An 18223-nucleotide genomic window follows, 5' to 3' on the forward strand; every position below is an offset into this window, starting at 1 on the left:
TTGGAGAAGAAGGATAAAAAATGGCAAATGAAATAGTAAAATATGGTCCAGAGCTTAATACAATTCCATTAAAAGGATTCACTTCTGTTGAGATGAACTTATTTTTTTCAATTGTTTCACGTATGCGTGACAAAGGTAATCAAATGGTTAGATTTCCATTTAGTCAATTAAAAGATTTGAGTGATTATAAAGCGACAGCTAATAACCGTTTTATTGATGATGTTGAACAGACTTACAATAAACTGATGAGTTTACGATTTGGACGACGTAGTCAAACTGGATTGACACGTGAATTCTTTGTGATGTTTACTGATTTTAAAATTAATGGAGAAGCCAAAGAACCGTATGTTGATGTTAGGATTCATGAGAAGGCTCTACCTTTACTCAATGATTTGGATACATGGGTTAGATATTCCTTGATGGAGTTTAGAGATATCAGAAGTACTTACGCTAAGACTGTTTTTAGATTATTGAAACAGTTTAGAACAACGGGTTACTTGTATCTTTCTAAAGAAGATTTCATTGAAGCGTTAGAAGTACCAAAAAGTTATCGCCAAACTCATATTGATAAGAGAATCATTGACCCTGTGATGAAAGAGTTAAGTCCTATCTTTCGTAACCTCAAATTTACAAAAAAGCACGGATCTGGCAGAGGACGTCCAGTGGTAGGCTATCAATTCACCTTTACGAAAGAAGCAAAAAATGCGGATGATTTTGAGATTAAAAAGGTTAATAGTCCTGAACGAGAGGTTGACTGGCGTAAAGTGGTGGTTCCTGAAAGTGATCAAGAAGAACATAGAAAAGTAGGAACCTTATTACAAGAAATAGATCAACAAGATTTTTAAGGCAACATTTTGTCTGTATAATTTTATATATTTATAATATCCATAATGAAAGGTGAAGCTATGTCGCAAAATAACAGATCCAATTTTGATTTAACAACGCTCAATCAGCTGCAACAAATTCAACTAACCGGCGATAAATCTATTGATTCGACACTGGTTGATGACTTTATTAATTTTTTAGATGTGTCTGAAGAAACATCTAAAACCTATCGTAAAAACTTAAAACCGTTTTTTACATTTTTGGAAATTAATCAAATTATTAATCCAAACAGACAAAATGTAATCGAATACAAACGATATTTGGCAGAGCTGAATCATAAACCTACGACAATTCAAAATCGACTAGTGGCCATTCGCCAATTTTTTAAGTGGCTTAATTCAATCGGTTTTTATCCTAATATTACAGAAAATGTTAAAAGTATGAAATTAAATCATACTTTTAAAAAAGATGCTTTAACTGCTAAACAAGCAACACAGCTGCTACATAGTATTGACCGCAGGACAAAAGAAGGCAAACGAGCTTATGCCATTATCTACTTAATGGTAACGACAGGTCTGAGAACGATTGAGATTAATCGAGCCAATATAGAAGATATGCGAAATGTTGGGAATCAGTTTGTATTATATATTAAGGGAAAAGGTCGGACAGAAAAATCAGAATACGTTAAAATAACAGAACATACTCTGCAGGCTATTAATGATTATTTGCAGTCTAGAGAAATGATTAAAGCCACAGATCCACTATTCGTGTCAAATAGCCATAATTCTTATAATAAGCGGTTATCTACACGAAGTATTTCACATATTGTTAAAGCACAACTCAAAGCGATTAATCTATTTAGTCCGAGATTGACTGCTCACAGTCTTAGGCATACAGCTGGGACATTGAATATGTTAAGTGGAGGGTCTCTTGAAGAAACTCAACAATTGTTACGCCATAAGAACTTACAAACAACGTTAATTTATTCTCATGCTTTGGAGCGAATGAAAAATGATAGTGAGAATCGAATTGATAATTTTATTAATCAATCCCATGAGTAACCAACTAGGGTAGTTGGTTATTTTTATTTAAAAAAGTTTAAAATTTTTCTTGCATTTATTTTAAATTAGTAGAATAATACTCTTTAGTACGTTTTTGTTAGATAGCTAACAAAAAACTAGTCGATTTTTAAGTGTAGAGAGGATTTTTTTCAATGGCAATTTTAATTGGATTTCTACCCGCGATATTTTGGGGAATGGGTCCTGTTATTTCTAGAATTTTCGGTGGTAAACCGATTCAACAATTATTTGGTATGACAGTAGGTCAGGTTGTAATTGGATTAGGTGTTTACTTAATTTACAGACCTGAAATTCAAATGATTGATTTTCTATGGTGTTTCATTGCTGGTGCGGCTTGGTCACTAGCACAACTGGCACAGTTAACTTCATTTACTAAGATTAATGTTTCAAGTGCTATGCCAATTTCAACTGGATTTCAATTGATTGAAATTCCACTTGTTGGTGTTATTGTTTGGAATGAATGGAGTGGATCTGGTTCAAAATTAATTGGATTTGCTAGTATCGCTGTTTTGATTATCGGAATTGTTTTATCAAGTTTCAATGAAGATAAAGAATCTCAAAATAGCAAAAACATGATTTCAGGAATTATTATTTTATTCTTCAGTTCACTAGGATATACAGCAACTGCGACATTACCTAAGATTGGTAATGCTGGTGGTGTAGCTAGTGTACTACCTCAAACATTGGGTTCTGTTGTTATGGCAGCTGTTATTATTCTATTCTTACCTAAAAAACAAGAAGAATCTTATGTTTTTGCTAAACCAACATATAAATCAATTATTACTGGTTTATTCGGTGGACTAGGAACATTAGCTTACCTAACTTCAATGAGTATGAACGGTGTGGCAACAGCCTTCCCTATGACACAATTGAACGTTGTAGTTGCAACTTTAGGTGGTGTTATTCTTCTTAAAGAACGTAAAACTAAAAAAGAATCACTATTTACAATTATTGGGTTAATTTTAATTATAGGTAGTGCGGTTATGATCAGTCGATTATCATAATCGAACAAAAAAGTAGTTATCTATTAAGATAACTACTTTTTTTATATTTTTTGTTGACTTAAAGTATACTTTAGGTTTTATCATAGATAATAACAAATTTAAAAAGATTAAGAGGTAAAATTATGAAAAGTACAGTATTTATTAAACCAGGCGAAGTTGCAGTTGAAGAAGTTGCCAAACCTACTTTACAAAAAGACGATGATGTTATTATTCGTGTCTTAAATGCTTGTGTTTGTGGATCAGATTTATGGGCCTATAATGGTGTTAATGAAAAAGAAGCACATTCACAAAACAATGGCCATGAGTCAATTGGGATTGTTGAAGAAGTAGGAAATGACATCGTTACTGTCAAACCCGGTGACTTTGTGATTGCTCCCTTTACACACGGATGTGGTCATTGTGCTGCTTGTATAGCAGGATATGAAGGTGGTTGTTTAAACCATGATGATAACTTTAGTAACGGTAATCAAGCTGAATATGTACGTTACCAACATGCAGATTGGTCACTAGTTAAAATTCCTGGTAAACCAGAAGACTATAGCCAAGCTATGCATAAGTCATTTTTAGCATTAGCAGATGTTATGCCAACCGGTTACCACGCTGCTAGAACAGCACGTGTTAAACCAGGAGATACGGTTGTTGTAGTTGGTGACGGTGCTGTTGGTTTATGTGGGGTTATTTCAGCTAAATTGCGTGGTGCTAAGCAAATTATTATAATGAGTCGTTATGAAAAACGTCAAAAATTAGCTAAAGAATTTGGTGCGACTCATGTTATTGCTGAACGTGGTGATGAAGCTGTTGAAAAAGTTATGGCACTAACTAACAATGTTGGGGCTGACGCCGTTTTAGAATGTGTTGGGACCGATTTATCAACAGAAACTGCTTTAAAGGTAGCTCGTCCAGGTGCAACTGTTGGTCGTGTAGGATTACCTCATACTGATCATGTTGATACAAATGCATCATTCCAAAAAAATGTAGCCTTAGCTGGAGGACCTGCTTCAGTAACGACTTACGACAAAGGATTATTACTTAATGCAGTATTAAATGGCGATATTAATCCTGGTAAGGTTTTTGATCAATCATTTAAATTAGATGATGTTAACCAAGCCTATAAAGCTATGCAAGACCGTAAAGCAATTAAATCATTTTTAATTGTTTAAAGATAAAGACAAATAAGCGACCTCAAATGAGTGTCGCTTTTGTTTTGTTCATAAAATTATAAAAATATACTTTTACAATTTTATGTTTTTATATTAAAATTGTAAAAAAAGGGGGTACGTGAATGAAACGTTTGAAACAGCCATTAACAATCACCGTCGCAAATGGTAAAGGTGGCGTTGGAAAGTCGACTATTATTCGTTTTTTATCTTATAATTTAGCTCTAAAGGGCTATAAGACATTAGTAGTAGACGAAGATCCACAAAGTAATACGACAAAAACCATGTTAATTACTAAAGAGAATCATGAAGAAAAAGAACATTATCAAATCAACAAAACATTGATGGCTGGTGTACGTGATGGTGATTTAAAACCACTTATTACACCAATTATTGATAACTTAGATATGATTCCATCTCATATGGATTTTAAAAATTTACCGACATTTTTAGCTAAGAAATATGGCATTGCTGAATCCATTGATAAGAATTATCATCAAATTGAGTTGAAAAAGGTCTCGTTTATGCGAGATTTACTAGAGCCAATTAAACAAGATTATGATTTTATTTTGATTGATACACCACCAACAACGTCTGTCTATACTAGATCAGCTGTTTATGCTAGCGATTATGTTATTCTCGCCTTTCAAACTCAGTCAGATTCGTATGACGGTGCACTTCAATTCTTAGAAAATGATATGAGTGATTTAATTGAAAACTTTGATGCTGATACCGATATTATTGGCGTGCTTCCTAACCAATTCACTTATCATGGTGCGATTGATGAAACCGTTTTAGCGGATGCAGTTGAAAAATTTGGTCAGCAAAATATATTTGAACATATTATTCCATTTGCTAAAAGAATCCAAAGTGCTCCTAGATTAGGGATTCGAAAAGATACCTATTGGGATAAAAAACTATTTAAAGATGTTATTGATCCGTTGACAGAAGATTTCTTAAATCGAGTTGAAAAGGTAGGAGGATTTGAAGATGAGTAATCAAGAAATTGGGATGTTTGGTAAAGCTAAAAAGCGTAATAATTTACAAAATCGTGATATTGAAAAACCACAAGAAGAATACCAACCAGTTAAAAACATCAAAAAGTCTATTGTGATTCCAGCAGAAGTTTATTATCGATTTAATGCGGTATTAGAACAATCAGAAGTCGCTTACTCTTATGAATTGATGGACTTACTAATTGATAACTATTTGCAACATACAGACGAAATTAACGAAGACCTGATGGCTTTATCTATCAATAAAATGAAAAAAATTGATGCTAAGAAACGTCAATAAAATTATGAATTTATAACGTTATAACAATATAAAAAAGAAGGTAATTATTAATTACCTTCTTTTTTATACCCTAACAGACAAAATGTAACCTTAAAAAAATTTAAATCATGGCTAAATATTTGATGATTTCGGAATGATCAGGGTATTTTTCTAGTAAATCAGATTGTCTAAATAACTCAAAATCTTCAAAATCAAATCCCGGAGAAACCATGCAACTGACTAAAGCATAGCTCTCTTTGTTATCGACTGTTGAACCAAAAATAGTCCCGGCAGGTACTTTGTATTGTAAAACATGACCCTCATCAGGATTATCACCTAATGTCACTTTAGTGTAACTACCATCTTCATTCAACATGTGGACAGTTAATGGATCACCAGTATGGTAATACCAAATCTCATCCGCTGTTAGTCGATGAAAATGTGATGGGCTTTCATCAGTTAATAAAAAGTAAATATTAGTATATAATGGGCGTTCTTTTCCTTCGCTGTTTTGAGTAAGTTCAGCAGATGGTTCAAGCTCTTTATAAAAACCACCTTCTGGATGAGGTTCCAAATCTAACTGTTTAATCCATTTTTCTTTATTCATTAAAAAAACTCCTTTAAACTCAATATGTTGTTAAGTATAAAGAACAATAGTACTGATTTAAATAGAAAATATTGTAAAATCAAAGATAGATTAAGGTAACATTTTGTCTGTTACCCGTGTAAAGGTGGAAATAAGATGTCAGAAAAATTTTATACAATTAGTGAAGTAAGTAAAAAAGTTGGCCTACCGATTTCAACAATTCGCTACTATGATAAAAAAGAACTGATTCCTAATATTCAAAAGAATACCTTGGGTGTTCGTCAATTTAGTGAGGATAATTTAGAGATTATTCAAATGATTGAGCATTTAAAACAATCAGGTATGTCGCTAAAACGTATCAAGCAGTTCGTTGACTGGTGCATCGAGGGCGAAACATCATTAGAGAATAGAAGAGATACGATTTATCAACAACGAGATAATATCAAAAAGGAAATAAAACAACTGCAAGCAACGCTTGAAGTTTTAGATTTTAAGTGTCGTTTTTATGATGAAGCTGTAAAAAAATCGCAAAGTAAATAATTTCAGTATTTATTCTTGACTGTTCAGTCAAGAAATATATAATAAAGGCATGGGAAGAACTAAGGGTTTTAATCAAGAAGAAGTTATTAATATTATCGGTGAAGTATTCATTAAAAAAGGTTTTAATGGGACTTCACTCGATGACATAGTCAAAGGAACGGGAGTCCTAAGAGGAAGTTTATACAGTGCTTTTGGTAGTAAGTTAGGTATGTTTACAGCTGCATTAACAGCTAGTCTATCGAATTACTCCAAGCAAAAAAATCTGGAGCTAGTATTAATTGCTATGTTAGAAGTAGCCCCAAACAATAGAGAAGTTAGGATTATTTTAAATAGGTGGTACGAAGCAAATAATCAAACTGACATAGCTGAAAAAATCGGTTTAGCACTACTCAAGCGGAGTGGTATAGGAGAATAAATTATGCAAAATAAAGTCGAAGTTACAACTAAAGAATTAATCATTAAACCTCAAGGTATCAATAAAATTACCGCATTAAAATCTAAATTGGTTATTGCATTAGATCATGTTCAAGGGGCTTCTCTTGATGAAGGGATTTTAAATGATTATAAAGGTATTCGAGAACCTGGAACGACTTTGCCTGGTTATTGGGCAGGAACTTTTAAAAATGATGGCGAAAAAACCTTTTTCAATGTTTCACGCAAAGATAAACCGGTTGTGATTCAGTTAAAAGATGAAGACTATACTCGGTTGGTGTTAGGTGTTGAAAACCCTGAAGAATTAGTTAATGAGCTTAATAATATTTAGATAGCGTACTTTTGAGACAGTGTAATATAAATATATAACGTTATAATTATATAAAATCATAAAAAAGCCGAACTACTCGTCGTAGTCGGCTTTTTATTTCCAATTACGCCTTAACAGGCAGATTAACTTCGGTTTGATCAATAATATGACCTTTAATTGCTTTCATTAAATCGTTATACCAAAAACCATCCATCAGATTAGGTTTATAATCTAATGCAAATAACCTCAAAGTGTAGTTATGAATATCATCAGGTGGAGCTGGTCCGACATATCCCATACTCATTGGGTCATTTTTTAAATCCAAATATTTTCCAGCTAAACTATTATATCCACATGTCCAATTTAAGGGGTTATCTTGTCCTGCATTTTCAGGAATAAGAGTTGTTTTAGGGTTAATATTGGCTGCAAGCCAATGAATCCACTCAAAACCACAAACTGGCACGGCATCTAAGTCTGTTAAAGTCAGTACAAGTGTTTTCGCATTTTCAGGAACACCTGTAATTTCGATAGGAAATGAGACCTTCGGAAAGTTAAGATGTTTACTGTTATTTGAACAGTGTTTTGTATATTGATCAGGCAACAAACCGTTATTTAGTTGAACATTAAGTTTCATAAAAGTACCTTCTTTGTCGTAAATGATAGACTAATTAATTAAAGTATTTCTCATATCAACCCATTGATTATTGGAGCCGACACGACCGTAATAGTGACCATTGCTTAAAATTTTAAACTCAAATAAACGATAAACATCCGTTTCAGGAACTTTTCCGGTTGGTGTGCCACTACCATTATAAAGTGTTGTATTCTTTTCGATAATAGCAGCTTTTCTCATAATGTGAGGCCCTGTACCACCTACATTATCAATTTTAATCCATTGATTGTGGCCAAGGTCTGCGGCATAAAACCCGTTAGCCATCATCAGTAAGCGGCTGACTTTCCAGTCATGAATGCCATTATTCAAAGTACCTATTTGATGTGTTAAAGCTGAATCACTATAAACTGGAACATTGCCACCTTGGGTAAAAATCTCAGCAACATTACACTGATCGATATTATTGGTAATAGCTGTTCCCTGTACCCATTGTCCGCCACCTAAATCATAAGTAATGATGCCACTTTTTAAATTATCATATTGTGGTAAGCCAACAGAATCATCTGAAAAAGACATATTGAATACTTTCCAGCTAGTTGTACTTGAATCTAGTTTACGTCCAGTTTTTTGTGTTAAGCCAGGATCTGAGTAAATTTCAAGTTCTTGTCCACCACTTTCAAGAGTGAAATTTTCAGGAGCTTTACTAATTTCAGCTGCCTGAGAGACTTCTTGGTGTTGGATAGAAGAAAATACCCCTAAGGTTCCTAATGCTAAAGCACTAGTCATTACAATTGTTTTTGTATTCATTTTTGAATCCTCCTAATGGTTTTTATGATACACTTTTATAATTTTTTTTGAAACCCTATTTAATATAAGATACAATATCGCTAAATAAAAAGTAGACGGAGGACGAGAAAATAGTAAAATTGTGGCTAATTCCTTAATTTTAAGACTAACAAATTAAGGAGATATCAGATGATTGTATTTAAACAAACTAATAAAATAGACGTAGACAAATTAGATCAATTGTATTCAAGTGTTGGGTGGAGTAGCTATACGGCTAACCTCAACCAGTTAGCTAAAGCAGTAAATAATTCACGGACCGTCATTTCAGCTTGGGATTACGACCAATTGGTAGGATTAATTAGAGCTGTTGGTGATGGCGAAACGATTTTATATATTCAAGATTTATTGGTAAAACCTAACTATCAAAATCAAAAAATAGGATCAAATTTACTTGAAAAGATGCTGACTGAAAACCAACATATTCGTCAAAAAGTATTATTAGCAGAAGATACTCAAATATTGCGTAACTTCTATAATAAACATGGATATGAACCTTGTGAAGCAGGTAATGTTGTATCTTTTTATAGAGAGTTCTCAGCTAATACTAGTCAAAGCAAAAGCAATTTTTATTTAGAATTGCTTTTTTTTTTGAAAAAACTTGAAAATAACTAACTATTTAGTTACTATTGATTCATGAGAAAAAAAGATAACAAAAAAATAGAAGCTATTAAACAAGCTGTTATTGAACTATCACGACAAGAAGGATTATCAAATCTAACAACAGCCAGAATTGCAAAACGAGCTGGCGTTAGTCCAGCAACTATTTATCTTAATTATGAAGATAAGACAGATTTATTAAGCAAAGTGTATCAGGAGGTTAAAGTTAAACTAGAAGGAAATTTAAAGTCTGTTATTAATACTGATACTTCATTGGAAGATCAAATAGTTGCAACGCTAGGTTTTACAGTATCCCAATACAAAGCCTACCCTGATTTAGCAACATTTATGGGATTAATGTGGCAAAATCAAGACTTTTTAGATGATGAAACTGTTAAAATTAGCAATACTTTGAATGATAGTTTAAAACAACTTTTTGAACGTATTAAAGCATCACCGAAGTATACTAATACTTCATTCGAAGTTTTAGAGTCATTCTTTACAATTCCAACTTCAATTTTGATGCGTAATCATTTTGAATTAACGGAGGAAGAAGAACAACAAGTTATTAGTATGGTAATAAAAGCTATTCAAAAATAGCTTTTATATTTTGACTAATAAAAAACTGATTAGTTAGTTAAAAAGGAGAAATAAAAATGATAAGTAAAAAAATATTAATTACAGGCGCAACAGATGGTATTGGAAAAGTGACCGCAATGACTTTAGCTGAAAAAGGTCATCATATTATTGTTCATGGTCGTAGTCAAGCTAAAGCCCAAAAAGTTGTCGCAGAAATCAAACAACAAACTGGCAATCAAAATATTGATTATCTTTTAGCTGATTTGTTATCAATGACTTCTATAAGAGCAATGGCTGATGAATTCAAAAAGCGTTATCAATCTTTAGATGTTCTAATCAATAATGCTGGGGCTGTTTTTGATAATGATTATCGAGTATCAAAAGATGGCATTGAAGTGACTTTGGCATTGAATACGATTGCACCATTTCTATTAACGCAATTACTGCTTGAAAACTTAGAAAGAAGCGATGATGGTCGCATTATTAATCTAACTTCTAATTCACACCGAGCAAGTGGGCACCCCGATTTAACCGACTTGAACTTTAAAAAAATTCCTTCATCACAAAGAAGATATTCACTTTCAAAATTATTTGTGATTTGGAATACAAGACACCTGGATAAATTATTACAAGAATGTCAAATCAAAACTGTGGCAGTTAATGCTGCACATCCAGGTGCTGTAGCAACGAATTTTGGACAAGATAGTGATAAAGGTTTTCTCAATAATTTGATTTATAAAGTGGCACTAAGATTTATGTCCTCGCCAGAAAAGGGCGCGGCAACTAGCGTTCACTTAGCTGATTCAGATCGGGTAAGAGGAATTTCAGGCAAGTATTGGGGAAATGAAAAAGTACAAAAACCAAGTGATCGCTATTATTCACCTGAGAATGAACAGGTAGTTTGGGATTACTGTATGAAAGTATGTCAACCATTTTTGACAAATAAATAAAACTATAGGAGGACTGATAACAATGTCAACTCAAACAAAACAAAGACTAGGCTCATTACTCTCAATTTTATCTGTTGCAATTATTTTATTAGCTCAGATTATTACCGAATTTTCTTGGATAAATCCAAGGTATAATCCAATTTTAAATTGGGTAAGTGACTTAGGAGTGCCAGTTGTGACAACTTACGGGACTCATTTGATTAATTCACCACTGTATTTCGTTATGAATACTGGATTTATTTTAGGAGGTTTAATTTATTTTGTAGGATTTTTACTAAGAAAATCAACTGTACCTCGTACTAAAACTTATCAGGTAGCTCCTATTACTTATACAATAGGATTATTATTGATTGGGATTTTTCCAGGATATGATTGGGCATTACATATGTTTCATCCGCTAGGTGCACTTGTATTCTTATTGAGTGGTGACTTATTGGCAATTTCATTTGGTCGGATTCAGCTTAAATCAAATCAGGCTTTAGGTAGAACGAGTATAGCTCTTGGTGTTATTTCCTTAATTGTGATTCCCGTTATGTTCACATTCAGTACTTCAGGGTTTGAAGGGTTGATCGAACGAGTAGCTATCTATCCTGTATTTATTGCAATTGTGATTAGACATATTCATGAATTACGCGCTAAAAAATCATAAGATCTAAAAGACAGTTTCTAAATTTAGAAACTGTCTTTTTTGATAGTATTTTATAAAATGATTGACTAATAGGCCTGAACACTATAACCTATCATTAATCATAGTCTAATGTTTTTTTAACAAATTTAATTGGAGGATATTAAAGGATGGGGATATATTTTCGTAATAATTTAAGGGGACATGCAACAAATATTGTCTGGCTTGTAGTTAACGCTATCTTGCAGACGGCAACGGCTTTCTTACTAACTTTTTCAACAAACGCTGTTTTTGAACTTAACATGAATAAATTATTATTTTGGTCAGGTATTAACGCATCCGTTTGGATAGCGATGCTAATTAGCTCATATTTTCAAGAAGTGTTTCAAGCACGACTGATTCAAACGATTTGTGTTCAGATTAGAGAAAACATGTCTAACAAAATGGCGAATGAAACTTATTTAGAGTTTCATCAAAACAAAGTCAGTCAACACATCTCAAACTATACTAACGATATTACAACACTTGAAAACCAGTACTTAACTAAAGTTTACTCACTGGTTGAAAATACCGTTTTGATTGGGTTGTCAATCATAGCCTTAGCTTATTTCCACTACTTACTATTGATTGTCACAATTGTATTGGCAGCTATTATTTTGGTTGTGCCGAATATTTTTATGAAAAAGTTACAATCACAGACTAATATGGTTTCTGAATCAAATAGTAAACTTGTTGAAGCAATTACAAATATCTTAAAAGGCTTTAATGTCTTGTATAGCTATAATCGTAAATCAGTTTTACCCGATTTGATCAAAAAAGAATCTGAAGAATATGCAGATTCAAAGATTAACTATACTAAAATATCTGCTAAAGTTAATAATTCGATTGGAGCCGTTAGTGTTTTTTGTCAGATTATTTTAGATATTGTCGCCAGTATTTTAGCAATATCAAGATTGGTAACACCCGGAGTTATTGCATCGATTGGCAATATTGCTTCTAGTTTATTTAATGCATTAAGCCAAATTGGCAATGACTATTCTCAAATTAAGTCTACTCAAGTTCTATTTAAAAAGTTACATATCAAGCAATCTTTCAAGAATATTGATGATGCTAATTTGAAGGCACTGCCGGGTGATTTTGAAAAGCAATTAGTTATTAAAAATTTGACATATAGTGTTGATGGACAAACAATTTTCAAAGCATTCAATTTAGTAATCAATAAAGACGAAAAAGTATTAATCAAAGGAGCAAGTGGTGTCGGGAAGAGTACCCTGCTTAAGATTATTGGCGGACAATTGACTGATTATGAAGGTGATATTTTAATTGATGGTCAAGATATTAGAATAATTCCTTATTTACAGCTCAATGAAATAATCACTTATATTGATCAGCAGCCCTATCTTTTTTCAGGGTCAATTCAAGATAATGTGACATTATTTAATTCAACGGTGACTCATGAACAAATTAAATCCGCACTTAAACTATCTAATGTAGACTTCATTACTCAAGTCCATGATGATGTGTTAGACAATGGTCATAATCTATCTGTCGGGCAACAGCAGCGGATTGCGATAGCGAGGTATTATTAAAAGATACCCCTATTGCACTTTTAGATGAGGGAACATCGGCGTTGGATCATCAAAACTCAGTGGAAGTTGAATATAATTTATTGAAGGATAAAAATCGTACCTTGCTAGAAGTTGCCCATCACTTTAATGAAGAAAACAGTCACTTATTTACAAAAGTCGTTACACTTTAAAAAGAACACTATAGGAGGAAAACAAAATGAAAAAACAACTACTTGATTCATTCGAAAGATTTTTGAAATGGCAGGCAAAAAAAGGAAATGTGACCGTTCAAGGTAGTAAAATCTCATCAGAAGAAGCAGTGGATAAGGCTATGACTGAACTAAGAAAAGAATTTAAAGCTTAACAATTAAAAGGAGATTTAGTTTGAAATTAATTGCTCGAAATTTAAATTATATTATTGTACCGATGTTTATCGTCTTTCCTGCTTATCTAGTATGGAACGCTCCCTTTTTTGCACTATGTGGAGTCTGCTATTTTATCTTACTTGCTTTATTTGTACCGGGTATGAGTGAAGATAACTTGAATCTTCAAACTAAAAAGTTTGATCCTACTTACAAGGTTAGCCGTAAACAGGTGTCATCTAATCACTTTATGCGATTAATGATGTTAGTCATAGCATTTGTGCTATGTATGGGAATAACCTATCTTGAAATTAATTACTTTATATAAAAAATCCCCCTGATATATCAGGGGGATTTTTTAAAATGTTAAGAATTCTGTTTTAAGACGGACATATAGACTTTCTTTAAGTTCAGCTTTAATCATAAAGCGACGATTATCATCCAGACTTTTAAAAGTTAAGATGCCATCATTAGGAATTTCATAAGGGGTACTTGTTCCAAAATTATCATTTGAACCATTGGTATGGTAGCCGTATTTAGGTCTAAATTCAACGTTAGTGAGTTGAATTTGAGGCGAATTATCATAATTAAAATGTAAAATGCCTTCTTGTTCTTTGACTAATAAACAATGGTTATCAAATGAGCTAAAATATTCAGGATAGCCAATTTTTCGTCTGTTGATTTGGTCGACTTTAAAACTAATATCTGTTTCATAAGGTCGAGATTCTTGTTCCTTCAAGCTGGCTTTTTGGTGATAAGCAGTTGAAGCACCCTTATAAAATACTTTATAAATAATAGAGCCAATAAAAATTATAAATATTATAAAAATAAAGAGCGGAACAACTGATGATATAAATGAAAAGCCATCATTAGGTTGTGCCTGAAACTGCGTTTCATAGCCAAAACCTGGATTCATAATTAAGACTCCTGACTAGTTAGTTATTGTTAACGGTTAAAAATTCGGACTTCAGTTTGATATAATCATCTCGGTCTAAGCGAACACCTACAACAAAGTTGAAATCGGTACTTAAATCTTTAAAAGTTAAGATGCCGTCTCCTTTTACTTCACTACGTGTAACACCTCCAAAACTGTTACCAGTCGTATTGGTGTTTTGATAAGTATACTTAGGTAAGTATTCAACATTTAAAAGTTTAAGTTTAGGTGAATTTGGATAGTTGAAGTGTAAAATGTTTTCTTGTTCTTTAACCAATAAACAGTAGCTGAAAAATGTTTTGAAATCAGCTGGATAACCAATTTTAATTCGATTTTCTTTTTTGATTTTTAATGGGATATCATCTTGATAGGGACGCTTACTTTTTTCCGCAAGCCGTGCTTTTTTATGAAATCGTTTAAAAAGCAAGCGAGCAATCAAATATGGCGTCATTGTTACGATTAAGATAACCGCTATGGGTACAAAAACAATAATGAAAGCTAATTCTGACATTTATTCTGTACCCCATTTATTATTGTAATAGTAGACATCACTTACTCCTCCTTTACAGAGGAGTATACCAAATGAGACGCACATGCTCAAAGTTTAAAATAATATAGCTTATATTGTTTTAACGGATTGAAGTAGCATTTTTGGCTAAACTCCTTTAGAATAAGCATTGGGGTGGAGACATGAAAAAAATCAAAGAATTGTCTGAAGAACTCGGTGTTTCAAGACAAACAATTAATCGTTATATTAATAAAACCGCAGGATTCAAGGAAAAGTATGTTGTCATTAAAGGACGTACTAATTTTGTAAATGAAGATGGTCAAAAACTCATTAAGTCTCATTTTGAGAGTAATGAAGAAAAAAAAGAAACACAATCGTCAACTGATAATAACGATGAATTAGTCGATGTTTTGAAAAAAGAATTGCATAGTAAAAATCAACAATTAGAAACAATGCAAATTTTACTAGATCAACAACAGCGACTTACATCACAGCTAACTCATAATATGAATAAGTTGAAAGAAGAGTTGGACTATGAGCGAGCAAACAGAATTGAACTAGCGGCAGAAGATACACAAGAAACAGATATTGATGAAACAGATACTAAAGAATCTTTTAAAAATACAACAGATGCCCAACGTGCTGAGGATAGTCAAGCACCACGTTATTATTTTGGTTTTAGACCAATGAATCAGAAAAAATGGTGGCAATTTTGGAAATAAAAAAGACAAGAATTTCTCTCAATAGTTGAGAAATACCTTGTCTTTTTTGTTTATCTAGTTAACGACGAGCTAATATTTCTTGCGTAACTTGTTGTTCAATTTCTCTTTTATTGTCATTTACAATCCCTGGAATTAAGAAGAGATCAATAAACGCCCAAATAGCTGAAACAACGCCAAATGTAACAATACATAAACCGGTCATCATAATCGCTGTTCCCGTCTTTCCTAGATAGTATCGATGACCGCCAATAACACCAGTTAACCAACATAAAATGTAAGCGACAATGATATTTTTACTGCGTTTTTCCACTTCAGAATTCACAAGTAGTTGTTCTTCAATTGATAAGTGATTTCTCATTAGATTATCTTCCCTTTGTTAAATAAATTAATGTATTCGATATTAAATTACATGAGAATCTAGATATTAGCAATTTTTGAATATCTTCACGAGTCTATCTTGTTATTTTTAAAAAATATTTAACTAAATAAAGAATTTTTTTTGATATACTCTGATTAAGGAGAAAAATATGAATAAAAAATTTTATTTTAAATCGTATAAAACAAAAGTCACCATTAATGGGGAAGCGATAACTATTAGCAGAAAGGGATTTTTTAATCTGGTTCTTTTACGTTTGCGAACCCAAGTACTTAATTTAGATAATATTGAACAGCTTGAATTTCAAGAAGCCACTCGTTTAAAAAGAGGTTACTTGAAAATTTCTATCAATAAGAAAAAAGCAAGAAATTGTAAAATCATTTTCAACATATTTGAAAATCAACTAGCAAGTGAAATGAAAGATTATATCGAATTATTTACTAAGAAATCAGTCGAAGAGGATACCTAAGTTAGGTATTCTTTTTATTAACTTAAAAATGGTAGCAATAAAACGTTGTAATCAATAACGATTTATTATAATATATTGATAATTTATAATGTAAAAATAATTTAATTTTAATAAAATAACAAAGAAGGGAGGAAAGGAGTGATGGTATATGGGAACTATAAAAATACAAAACCTATCGTTTAAATATGATGCGATGTCTCATTATATCTTTGAAAAAGTTAATTTGAATATTGATGAGTTCTGGAAATTGGGTTTCATTGGCCGAAATGGTAGAGGAAAGACGACTTTTCTTAAGTTATTACAAAATGCTTATGATTATGAGGGAACTATTGAATCAAATCTATATTTTGATTATTTTCCAAAGCGTATTCAAGATAAAAAGCAACTTGTTAAAGACCTGGTACTAACGTATTCTACTTTGGATGATGCTAGTTTTTGGAAATTTGAAATTGAGATGCCACAACTAAACCTGAGTGATGAAATTTTGAATCGAAAATTCAGTACGCTAAGTCCAGGTGAACAGACTAAAGTATTACTCGCTTTAATGTTTGTTGAGGAAGGAACGTTTAAGTTAATAGATGAGCCAACTAATCATTTAGATATTATAGGAAGAGATATTGTAGCCAACTATCTCGAAAAAAAGTCAGGTTTCATTATAGTTAGTCATGATAAAACCATAATTAATCAAACAGTTAATCATATTCTTTCAATCGATCGGTCAAAAATCCAATTATTAAAAGGTGACTATGATACTTGGGAAAATAAGTTTAAACAAGATAACTTATTCGAAGAAAGAAAAAATTTTAAGCTAAATAAGCAAATTAAAAGTTTGCATCAAACAGCTGAAAGATTAAATGGATGGTCGAATAGAGCTGAAAATGAAAAATCTGCTGAGTTTTATAAAGGACAGCATCATGTAGATATTGATAAAGGATTTTTAGGACATAAAGCTGCTAAATTGATGAAACGTAGTAAAAATGCACTCAAACGAGTTGAATCAAGTATTGAAGAAAAACAAGGTTTACTTCGAAATATTGATAAAAATCCAAAATTAACGTTGAATTATGAACCATTTTATCACGATAATATTTTGACAGTGAATCAGTTAGTTTTGGAAAGGTGTAATAGGGCATTAATACAGAATCCCATTTCATTTAATATTAAACAAGGACAGCAGTTAGTCATTTCAGGTTCAAACGGCACGGGTAAATCAAGCCTTTTACAAGCTATTAGGGGGGCAGTTATCAATAGTTAAATCTGGCAAAATAGCAAAAAGCCGAGGACTCAAAGTATCCTACTTGGAGCAGAGTTTTGCCGAAGTAAGAGGGTCAATGCTAGAATATACTCAAAGTTATCAAATTGACTTACCTGAAATGTTAAATATGCTGAAAAAACTAGGGTTTGAACGATTTGAGTTTGGGAAAGATTTAGCCGATTTAAGTATGGGTCAAAAACGGAAGATAACATTAGCTAGATCTTTGTGTGAACGAGCTAACTTATATATTTGGGATGAGCCATTAAATTATTTGGATGTTATGACACGACAGCAAATACAGGAACTAATTTTGACGGTTAAACCGACAATGATTATTGTTGATCATGATCGTGATTTCATTCAAAGTATTAAAGCCAGTCAATATATTAAGTTAGTTTAGATAAAGGGAGGAATTAATTATGAATAAAAAACAAAAAACATTTTTGGGACAAATGTCATGCGTATTGTCATTATTAGCAGCATTTATATTTGCTTTTATGAGTACAGGGGTGTATCAAGTATTCTTTATTTTATTTATTGTATGTGCATTCTTTCAATTGGGTTTATTTCTAATTAAAGAAAATAAAGAAGAATAACAAAAAATCAAGGGG

Annotated in this window: 28 protein-coding genes; 22 read left to right on the forward strand and 6 right to left on the reverse strand. The window is 32.2% G+C overall.

The features are described from left to right. Nucleotides 1–20: 20 nt before the first annotated feature. The 6 genes from R4Y45_RS06830 to R4Y45_RS06855 all read left to right on the forward strand — a co-directional run bounded on the left by R4Y45_RS06830 (nt 21) and on the right by R4Y45_RS06855 (nt 5361). Nucleotides 21–845: a replication initiation protein gene (locus tag R4Y45_RS06830; protein WP_339970434.1), complete on the forward strand. Its 825-nt coding sequence runs from the start codon at nt 21–23 to the stop codon at nt 843–845. Nucleotides 846–890: 45 nt separating this feature from the next. Then, nucleotides 891–1886, forward strand: a complete 996-nt coding sequence (locus R4Y45_RS06835) for a tyrosine-type recombinase/integrase (protein WP_339970435.1) — start codon at nt 891–893, stop codon at nt 1884–1886. 152 nt (nt 1887–2038) lie between these two features. Then, nucleotides 2039–2908, forward strand: a complete 870-nt coding sequence (locus R4Y45_RS06840; RefSeq protein ID WP_339970436.1) for a GRP family sugar transporter — start codon at nt 2039–2041, stop codon at nt 2906–2908. A 122-nt stretch (nt 2909–3030) separates the two neighbouring features. Then, entirely contained in the window at nt 3031–4068 is a 1038-nt protein-coding gene (locus tag R4Y45_RS06845; protein WP_339970437.1) for a zinc-binding dehydrogenase, read from the forward strand. 122 nt (nt 4069–4190) lie between these two features. Further along, nucleotides 4191–5063, forward strand: a complete 873-nt coding sequence (locus R4Y45_RS06850; protein ID WP_339970438.1) for a ParA family protein — start codon at nt 4191–4193, stop codon at nt 5061–5063. Then, a complete protein-coding gene (locus R4Y45_RS06855) occupies nt 5056–5361 on the forward strand; it encodes a hypothetical protein (protein ID WP_339970439.1) in 306 nt (101 codons plus the stop codon). Before R4Y45_RS06850 ends, R4Y45_RS06855 begins: the two co-directional genes overlap by 8 nt. Nucleotides 5362–5461: 100 nt before the next feature. Here R4Y45_RS06855 and R4Y45_RS06860 read toward each other — a convergent pair whose 3' ends face one another. Further along, complete coding sequence (locus tag R4Y45_RS06860; protein ID WP_339970440.1) at nt 5462–5947, reverse strand: cupin domain-containing protein; 486 nt, start codon at nt 5945–5947, stop codon at nt 5462–5464. Between the two features lie 135 nt (nt 5948–6082). Here R4Y45_RS06860 and R4Y45_RS06865 point away from each other — a divergent pair, with 135 nt between their 5' ends. From R4Y45_RS06865 to R4Y45_RS06875, 3 genes are read left to right on the forward strand one after another with little or no spacing between them, the layout of a single operon-like run. Next, nucleotides 6083–6466 (forward strand): MerR family transcriptional regulator, encoded by a 384-nt coding sequence (locus R4Y45_RS06865; RefSeq protein WP_339970441.1) that lies wholly within the window; start codon nt 6083–6085, stop codon nt 6464–6466. A gap of 49 nt (nt 6467–6515) precedes the next feature. Then, nucleotides 6516–6881, forward strand: a complete 366-nt coding sequence (locus R4Y45_RS06870; protein WP_339970442.1) for a TetR/AcrR family transcriptional regulator — start codon at nt 6516–6518, stop codon at nt 6879–6881. Between the two features lie 3 nt (nt 6882–6884). Then, nucleotides 6885–7229 carry a PH domain-containing protein gene (locus R4Y45_RS06875; protein WP_339970443.1) on the forward strand — a complete coding sequence of 115 codons (345 nt, stop codon included), beginning with the start codon at nt 6885–6887 and terminating at the stop codon, nt 7227–7229. Nucleotides 7230–7332: 103 nt separating this feature from the next. Here R4Y45_RS06875 and R4Y45_RS06880 read toward each other — a convergent pair whose 3' ends face one another. Both R4Y45_RS06880 and R4Y45_RS06885 read right to left on the reverse strand, forming a co-directional pair. Then, a complete protein-coding gene (locus tag R4Y45_RS06880) occupies nt 7333–7842 on the reverse strand; it encodes a YbhB/YbcL family Raf kinase inhibitor-like protein (RefSeq protein WP_339970444.1) in 510 nt (169 codons plus the stop codon). A gap of 30 nt (nt 7843–7872) precedes the next feature. Then, nucleotides 7873–8628: a hypothetical protein gene (locus R4Y45_RS06885; protein WP_339970445.1), complete on the reverse strand. Its 756-nt coding sequence runs from the start codon at nt 8626–8628 to the stop codon at nt 7873–7875. A gap of 168 nt (nt 8629–8796) precedes the next feature. On the opposite strand from R4Y45_RS06885, the gene R4Y45_RS06890 reads away from it, so the two are divergent. The 8 genes from R4Y45_RS06890 (at nt 8797) to R4Y45_RS06925 (ending at nt 13676) form a co-directional block, all read left to right on the forward strand. After that, a complete protein-coding gene (locus R4Y45_RS06890) occupies nt 8797–9279 on the forward strand; it encodes a GNAT family N-acetyltransferase (protein WP_339970446.1) in 483 nt (160 codons plus the stop codon). A gap of 21 nt (nt 9280–9300) precedes the next feature. Next, nucleotides 9301–9864, forward strand: a complete 564-nt coding sequence (locus R4Y45_RS06895) for a TetR/AcrR family transcriptional regulator (protein WP_339970447.1) — start codon at nt 9301–9303, stop codon at nt 9862–9864. Between the two features lie 56 nt (nt 9865–9920). Beyond that, nucleotides 9921–10793 (forward strand): SDR family NAD(P)-dependent oxidoreductase, encoded by an 873-nt coding sequence (locus R4Y45_RS06900; RefSeq protein ID WP_339970448.1) that lies wholly within the window; start codon nt 9921–9923, stop codon nt 10791–10793. Between the two features lie 22 nt (nt 10794–10815). Further along, a complete protein-coding gene (locus R4Y45_RS06905; RefSeq protein WP_339970449.1) occupies nt 10816–11442 on the forward strand; it encodes a DUF998 domain-containing protein in 627 nt (208 codons plus the stop codon). Nucleotides 11443–11588: 146 nt separating this feature from the next. Beyond that, the gene (locus R4Y45_RS06910; RefSeq protein WP_339970450.1) at nt 11589–13007 is read left to right on the forward strand and encodes an ABC transporter ATP-binding protein; all 1419 of its coding nucleotides are present in this window, start codon (nt 11589–11591) and stop codon (nt 13005–13007) included. Between the two features lie 41 nt (nt 13008–13048). Beyond that, on the forward strand, nt 13049–13177 hold the full coding sequence (locus R4Y45_RS06915; protein ID WP_339970451.1) for a hypothetical protein: 129 nt from the start codon (nt 13049–13051) through the stop codon (nt 13175–13177). Between the two features lie 26 nt (nt 13178–13203). Beyond that, complete coding sequence (locus R4Y45_RS06920; protein ID WP_339970452.1) at nt 13204–13350, forward strand: hypothetical protein; 147 nt, start codon at nt 13204–13206, stop codon at nt 13348–13350. Nucleotides 13351–13370: 20 nt separating this feature from the next. Further along, the gene (locus R4Y45_RS06925) at nt 13371–13676 is read left to right on the forward strand and encodes a hypothetical protein (protein ID WP_339970453.1); all 306 of its coding nucleotides are present in this window, start codon (nt 13371–13373) and stop codon (nt 13674–13676) included. A 30-nt stretch (nt 13677–13706) separates the two neighbouring features. Here R4Y45_RS06925 and R4Y45_RS06930 read toward each other — a convergent pair whose 3' ends face one another. Together R4Y45_RS06930 and R4Y45_RS06935 are read right to left on the reverse strand one after the other, a co-directional pair. Beyond that, on the reverse strand, nt 13707–14264 hold the full coding sequence (locus R4Y45_RS06930; RefSeq protein WP_339970454.1) for a hypothetical protein: 558 nt from the start codon (nt 14262–14264) through the stop codon (nt 13707–13709). 19 nt (nt 14265–14283) lie between these two features. Further along, nucleotides 14284–14793, reverse strand: a complete 510-nt coding sequence (locus R4Y45_RS06935) for a hypothetical protein (RefSeq protein WP_339970455.1) — start codon at nt 14791–14793, stop codon at nt 14284–14286. 179 nt (nt 14794–14972) lie between these two features. Here R4Y45_RS06935 and R4Y45_RS06940 point away from each other — a divergent pair, with 179 nt between their 5' ends. Then, nucleotides 14973–15512, forward strand: coding sequence for a YfeC-like transcriptional regulator (locus R4Y45_RS06940; protein ID WP_339970456.1), 540 nt, complete (start codon nt 14973–14975; stop codon nt 15510–15512). 58 nt (nt 15513–15570) lie between these two features. On the opposite strand, the gene R4Y45_RS06945 is transcribed toward R4Y45_RS06940, so the two are convergent. Further along, nucleotides 15571–15870 carry a TM2 domain-containing protein gene (locus R4Y45_RS06945; protein WP_339970457.1) on the reverse strand — a complete coding sequence of 100 codons (300 nt, stop codon included), beginning with the start codon at nt 15868–15870 and terminating at the stop codon, nt 15571–15573. A 169-nt stretch (nt 15871–16039) separates the two neighbouring features. On the opposite strand from R4Y45_RS06945, the gene R4Y45_RS06950 reads away from it, so the two are divergent. The 4 genes from R4Y45_RS06950 (at nt 16040) to R4Y45_RS06965 (ending at nt 18208) form a co-directional block, all read left to right on the forward strand. Beyond that, on the forward strand, nt 16040–16357 hold the full coding sequence (locus tag R4Y45_RS06950) for a hypothetical protein (RefSeq protein WP_339970458.1): 318 nt from the start codon (nt 16040–16042) through the stop codon (nt 16355–16357). A gap of 148 nt (nt 16358–16505) precedes the next feature. Continuing rightward, nucleotides 16506–17612 carry an ATP-binding cassette domain-containing protein gene (locus R4Y45_RS06955; protein ID WP_339970459.1) on the forward strand — a complete coding sequence of 369 codons (1107 nt, stop codon included), beginning with the start codon at nt 16506–16508 and terminating at the stop codon, nt 17610–17612. 43 nt (nt 17613–17655) lie between these two features. Further along, on the forward strand, nt 17656–18012 hold the full coding sequence (locus tag R4Y45_RS06960; RefSeq protein WP_339970460.1) for an ATP-binding cassette domain-containing protein: 357 nt from the start codon (nt 17656–17658) through the stop codon (nt 18010–18012). 19 nt (nt 18013–18031) lie between these two features. After that, on the forward strand, nt 18032–18208 hold the full coding sequence (locus R4Y45_RS06965) for a hypothetical protein (protein WP_339970461.1): 177 nt from the start codon (nt 18032–18034) through the stop codon (nt 18206–18208). The last annotated feature ends 15 nt before the right edge of the window (nt 18209–18223 follow it).

Source organism: Holzapfeliella saturejae (assembly GCF_037546065.1).
GTDB lineage: Bacteria > Bacillota > Bacilli > Lactobacillales > Lactobacillaceae > Holzapfeliella > Holzapfeliella saturejae.

Bases quoted from the DNA above. Each gene is read 5' to 3' on its own strand.
- R4Y45_RS06830 (WP_339970434.1), top strand. From the start codon at position 21: ATGGCAAATGAAATAGTAAAATATGGTCCAGAGCTTAATACAATTCCA.
- R4Y45_RS06835 (WP_339970435.1), top strand. From the start codon at position 891: ATGAAAGGTGAAGCTATGTCGCAAAATAACAGATCCAATTTTGATTTA.
- R4Y45_RS06840 (WP_339970436.1), top strand. From the start codon at position 2,039: ATGGCAATTTTAATTGGATTTCTACCCGCGATATTTTGGGGAATGGGT.
- R4Y45_RS06845 (WP_339970437.1), top strand. From the start codon at position 3,031: ATGAAAAGTACAGTATTTATTAAACCAGGCGAAGTTGCAGTTGAAGAA.
- R4Y45_RS06850 (WP_339970438.1), top strand. From the start codon at position 4,191: ATGAAACGTTTGAAACAGCCATTAACAATCACCGTCGCAAATGGTAAA.
- R4Y45_RS06855 (WP_339970439.1), top strand. From the start codon at position 5,056: ATGAGTAATCAAGAAATTGGGATGTTTGGTAAAGCTAAAAAGCGTAAT.
- R4Y45_RS06860 (WP_339970440.1), bottom strand. From the start codon at position 5,947: ATGAATAAAGAAAAATGGATTAAACAGTTAGATTTGGAACCTCATCCA.
- R4Y45_RS06865 (WP_339970441.1), top strand. From the start codon at position 6,083: ATGTCAGAAAAATTTTATACAATTAGTGAAGTAAGTAAAAAAGTTGGC.
- R4Y45_RS06870 (WP_339970442.1), top strand. From the start codon at position 6,516: ATGGGAAGAACTAAGGGTTTTAATCAAGAAGAAGTTATTAATATTATC.
- R4Y45_RS06875 (WP_339970443.1), top strand. From the start codon at position 6,885: ATGCAAAATAAAGTCGAAGTTACAACTAAAGAATTAATCATTAAACCT.
- R4Y45_RS06880 (WP_339970444.1), bottom strand. From the start codon at position 7,842: ATGAAACTTAATGTTCAACTAAATAACGGTTTGTTGCCTGATCAATAT.
- R4Y45_RS06885 (WP_339970445.1), bottom strand. From the start codon at position 8,628: ATGAATACAAAAACAATTGTAATGACTAGTGCTTTAGCATTAGGAACC.
- R4Y45_RS06890 (WP_339970446.1), top strand. From the start codon at position 8,797: ATGATTGTATTTAAACAAACTAATAAAATAGACGTAGACAAATTAGAT.
- R4Y45_RS06895 (WP_339970447.1), top strand. From the start codon at position 9,301: ATGAGAAAAAAAGATAACAAAAAAATAGAAGCTATTAAACAAGCTGTT.
- R4Y45_RS06900 (WP_339970448.1), top strand. From the start codon at position 9,921: ATGATAAGTAAAAAAATATTAATTACAGGCGCAACAGATGGTATTGGA.
- R4Y45_RS06905 (WP_339970449.1), top strand. From the start codon at position 10,816: ATGTCAACTCAAACAAAACAAAGACTAGGCTCATTACTCTCAATTTTA.
- R4Y45_RS06910 (WP_339970450.1), top strand. From the start codon at position 11,589: ATGGGGATATATTTTCGTAATAATTTAAGGGGACATGCAACAAATATT.
- R4Y45_RS06920 (WP_339970452.1), top strand. From the start codon at position 13,204: ATGAAAAAACAACTACTTGATTCATTCGAAAGATTTTTGAAATGGCAG.
- R4Y45_RS06930 (WP_339970454.1), bottom strand. From the start codon at position 14,264: ATGAATCCAGGTTTTGGCTATGAAACGCAGTTTCAGGCACAACCTAAT.
- R4Y45_RS06935 (WP_339970455.1), bottom strand. From the start codon at position 14,793: ATGTCAGAATTAGCTTTCATTATTGTTTTTGTACCCATAGCGGTTATC.
- R4Y45_RS06940 (WP_339970456.1), top strand. From the start codon at position 14,973: ATGAAAAAAATCAAAGAATTGTCTGAAGAACTCGGTGTTTCAAGACAA.
- R4Y45_RS06945 (WP_339970457.1), bottom strand. From the start codon at position 15,870: ATGAGAAATCACTTATCAATTGAAGAACAACTACTTGTGAATTCTGAA.
- R4Y45_RS06950 (WP_339970458.1), top strand. From the start codon at position 16,040: ATGAATAAAAAATTTTATTTTAAATCGTATAAAACAAAAGTCACCATT.
- R4Y45_RS06955 (WP_339970459.1), top strand. From the start codon at position 16,506: ATGGGAACTATAAAAATACAAAACCTATCGTTTAAATATGATGCGATG.
- R4Y45_RS06965 (WP_339970461.1), top strand. From the start codon at position 18,032: ATGAATAAAAAACAAAAAACATTTTTGGGACAAATGTCATGCGTATTG.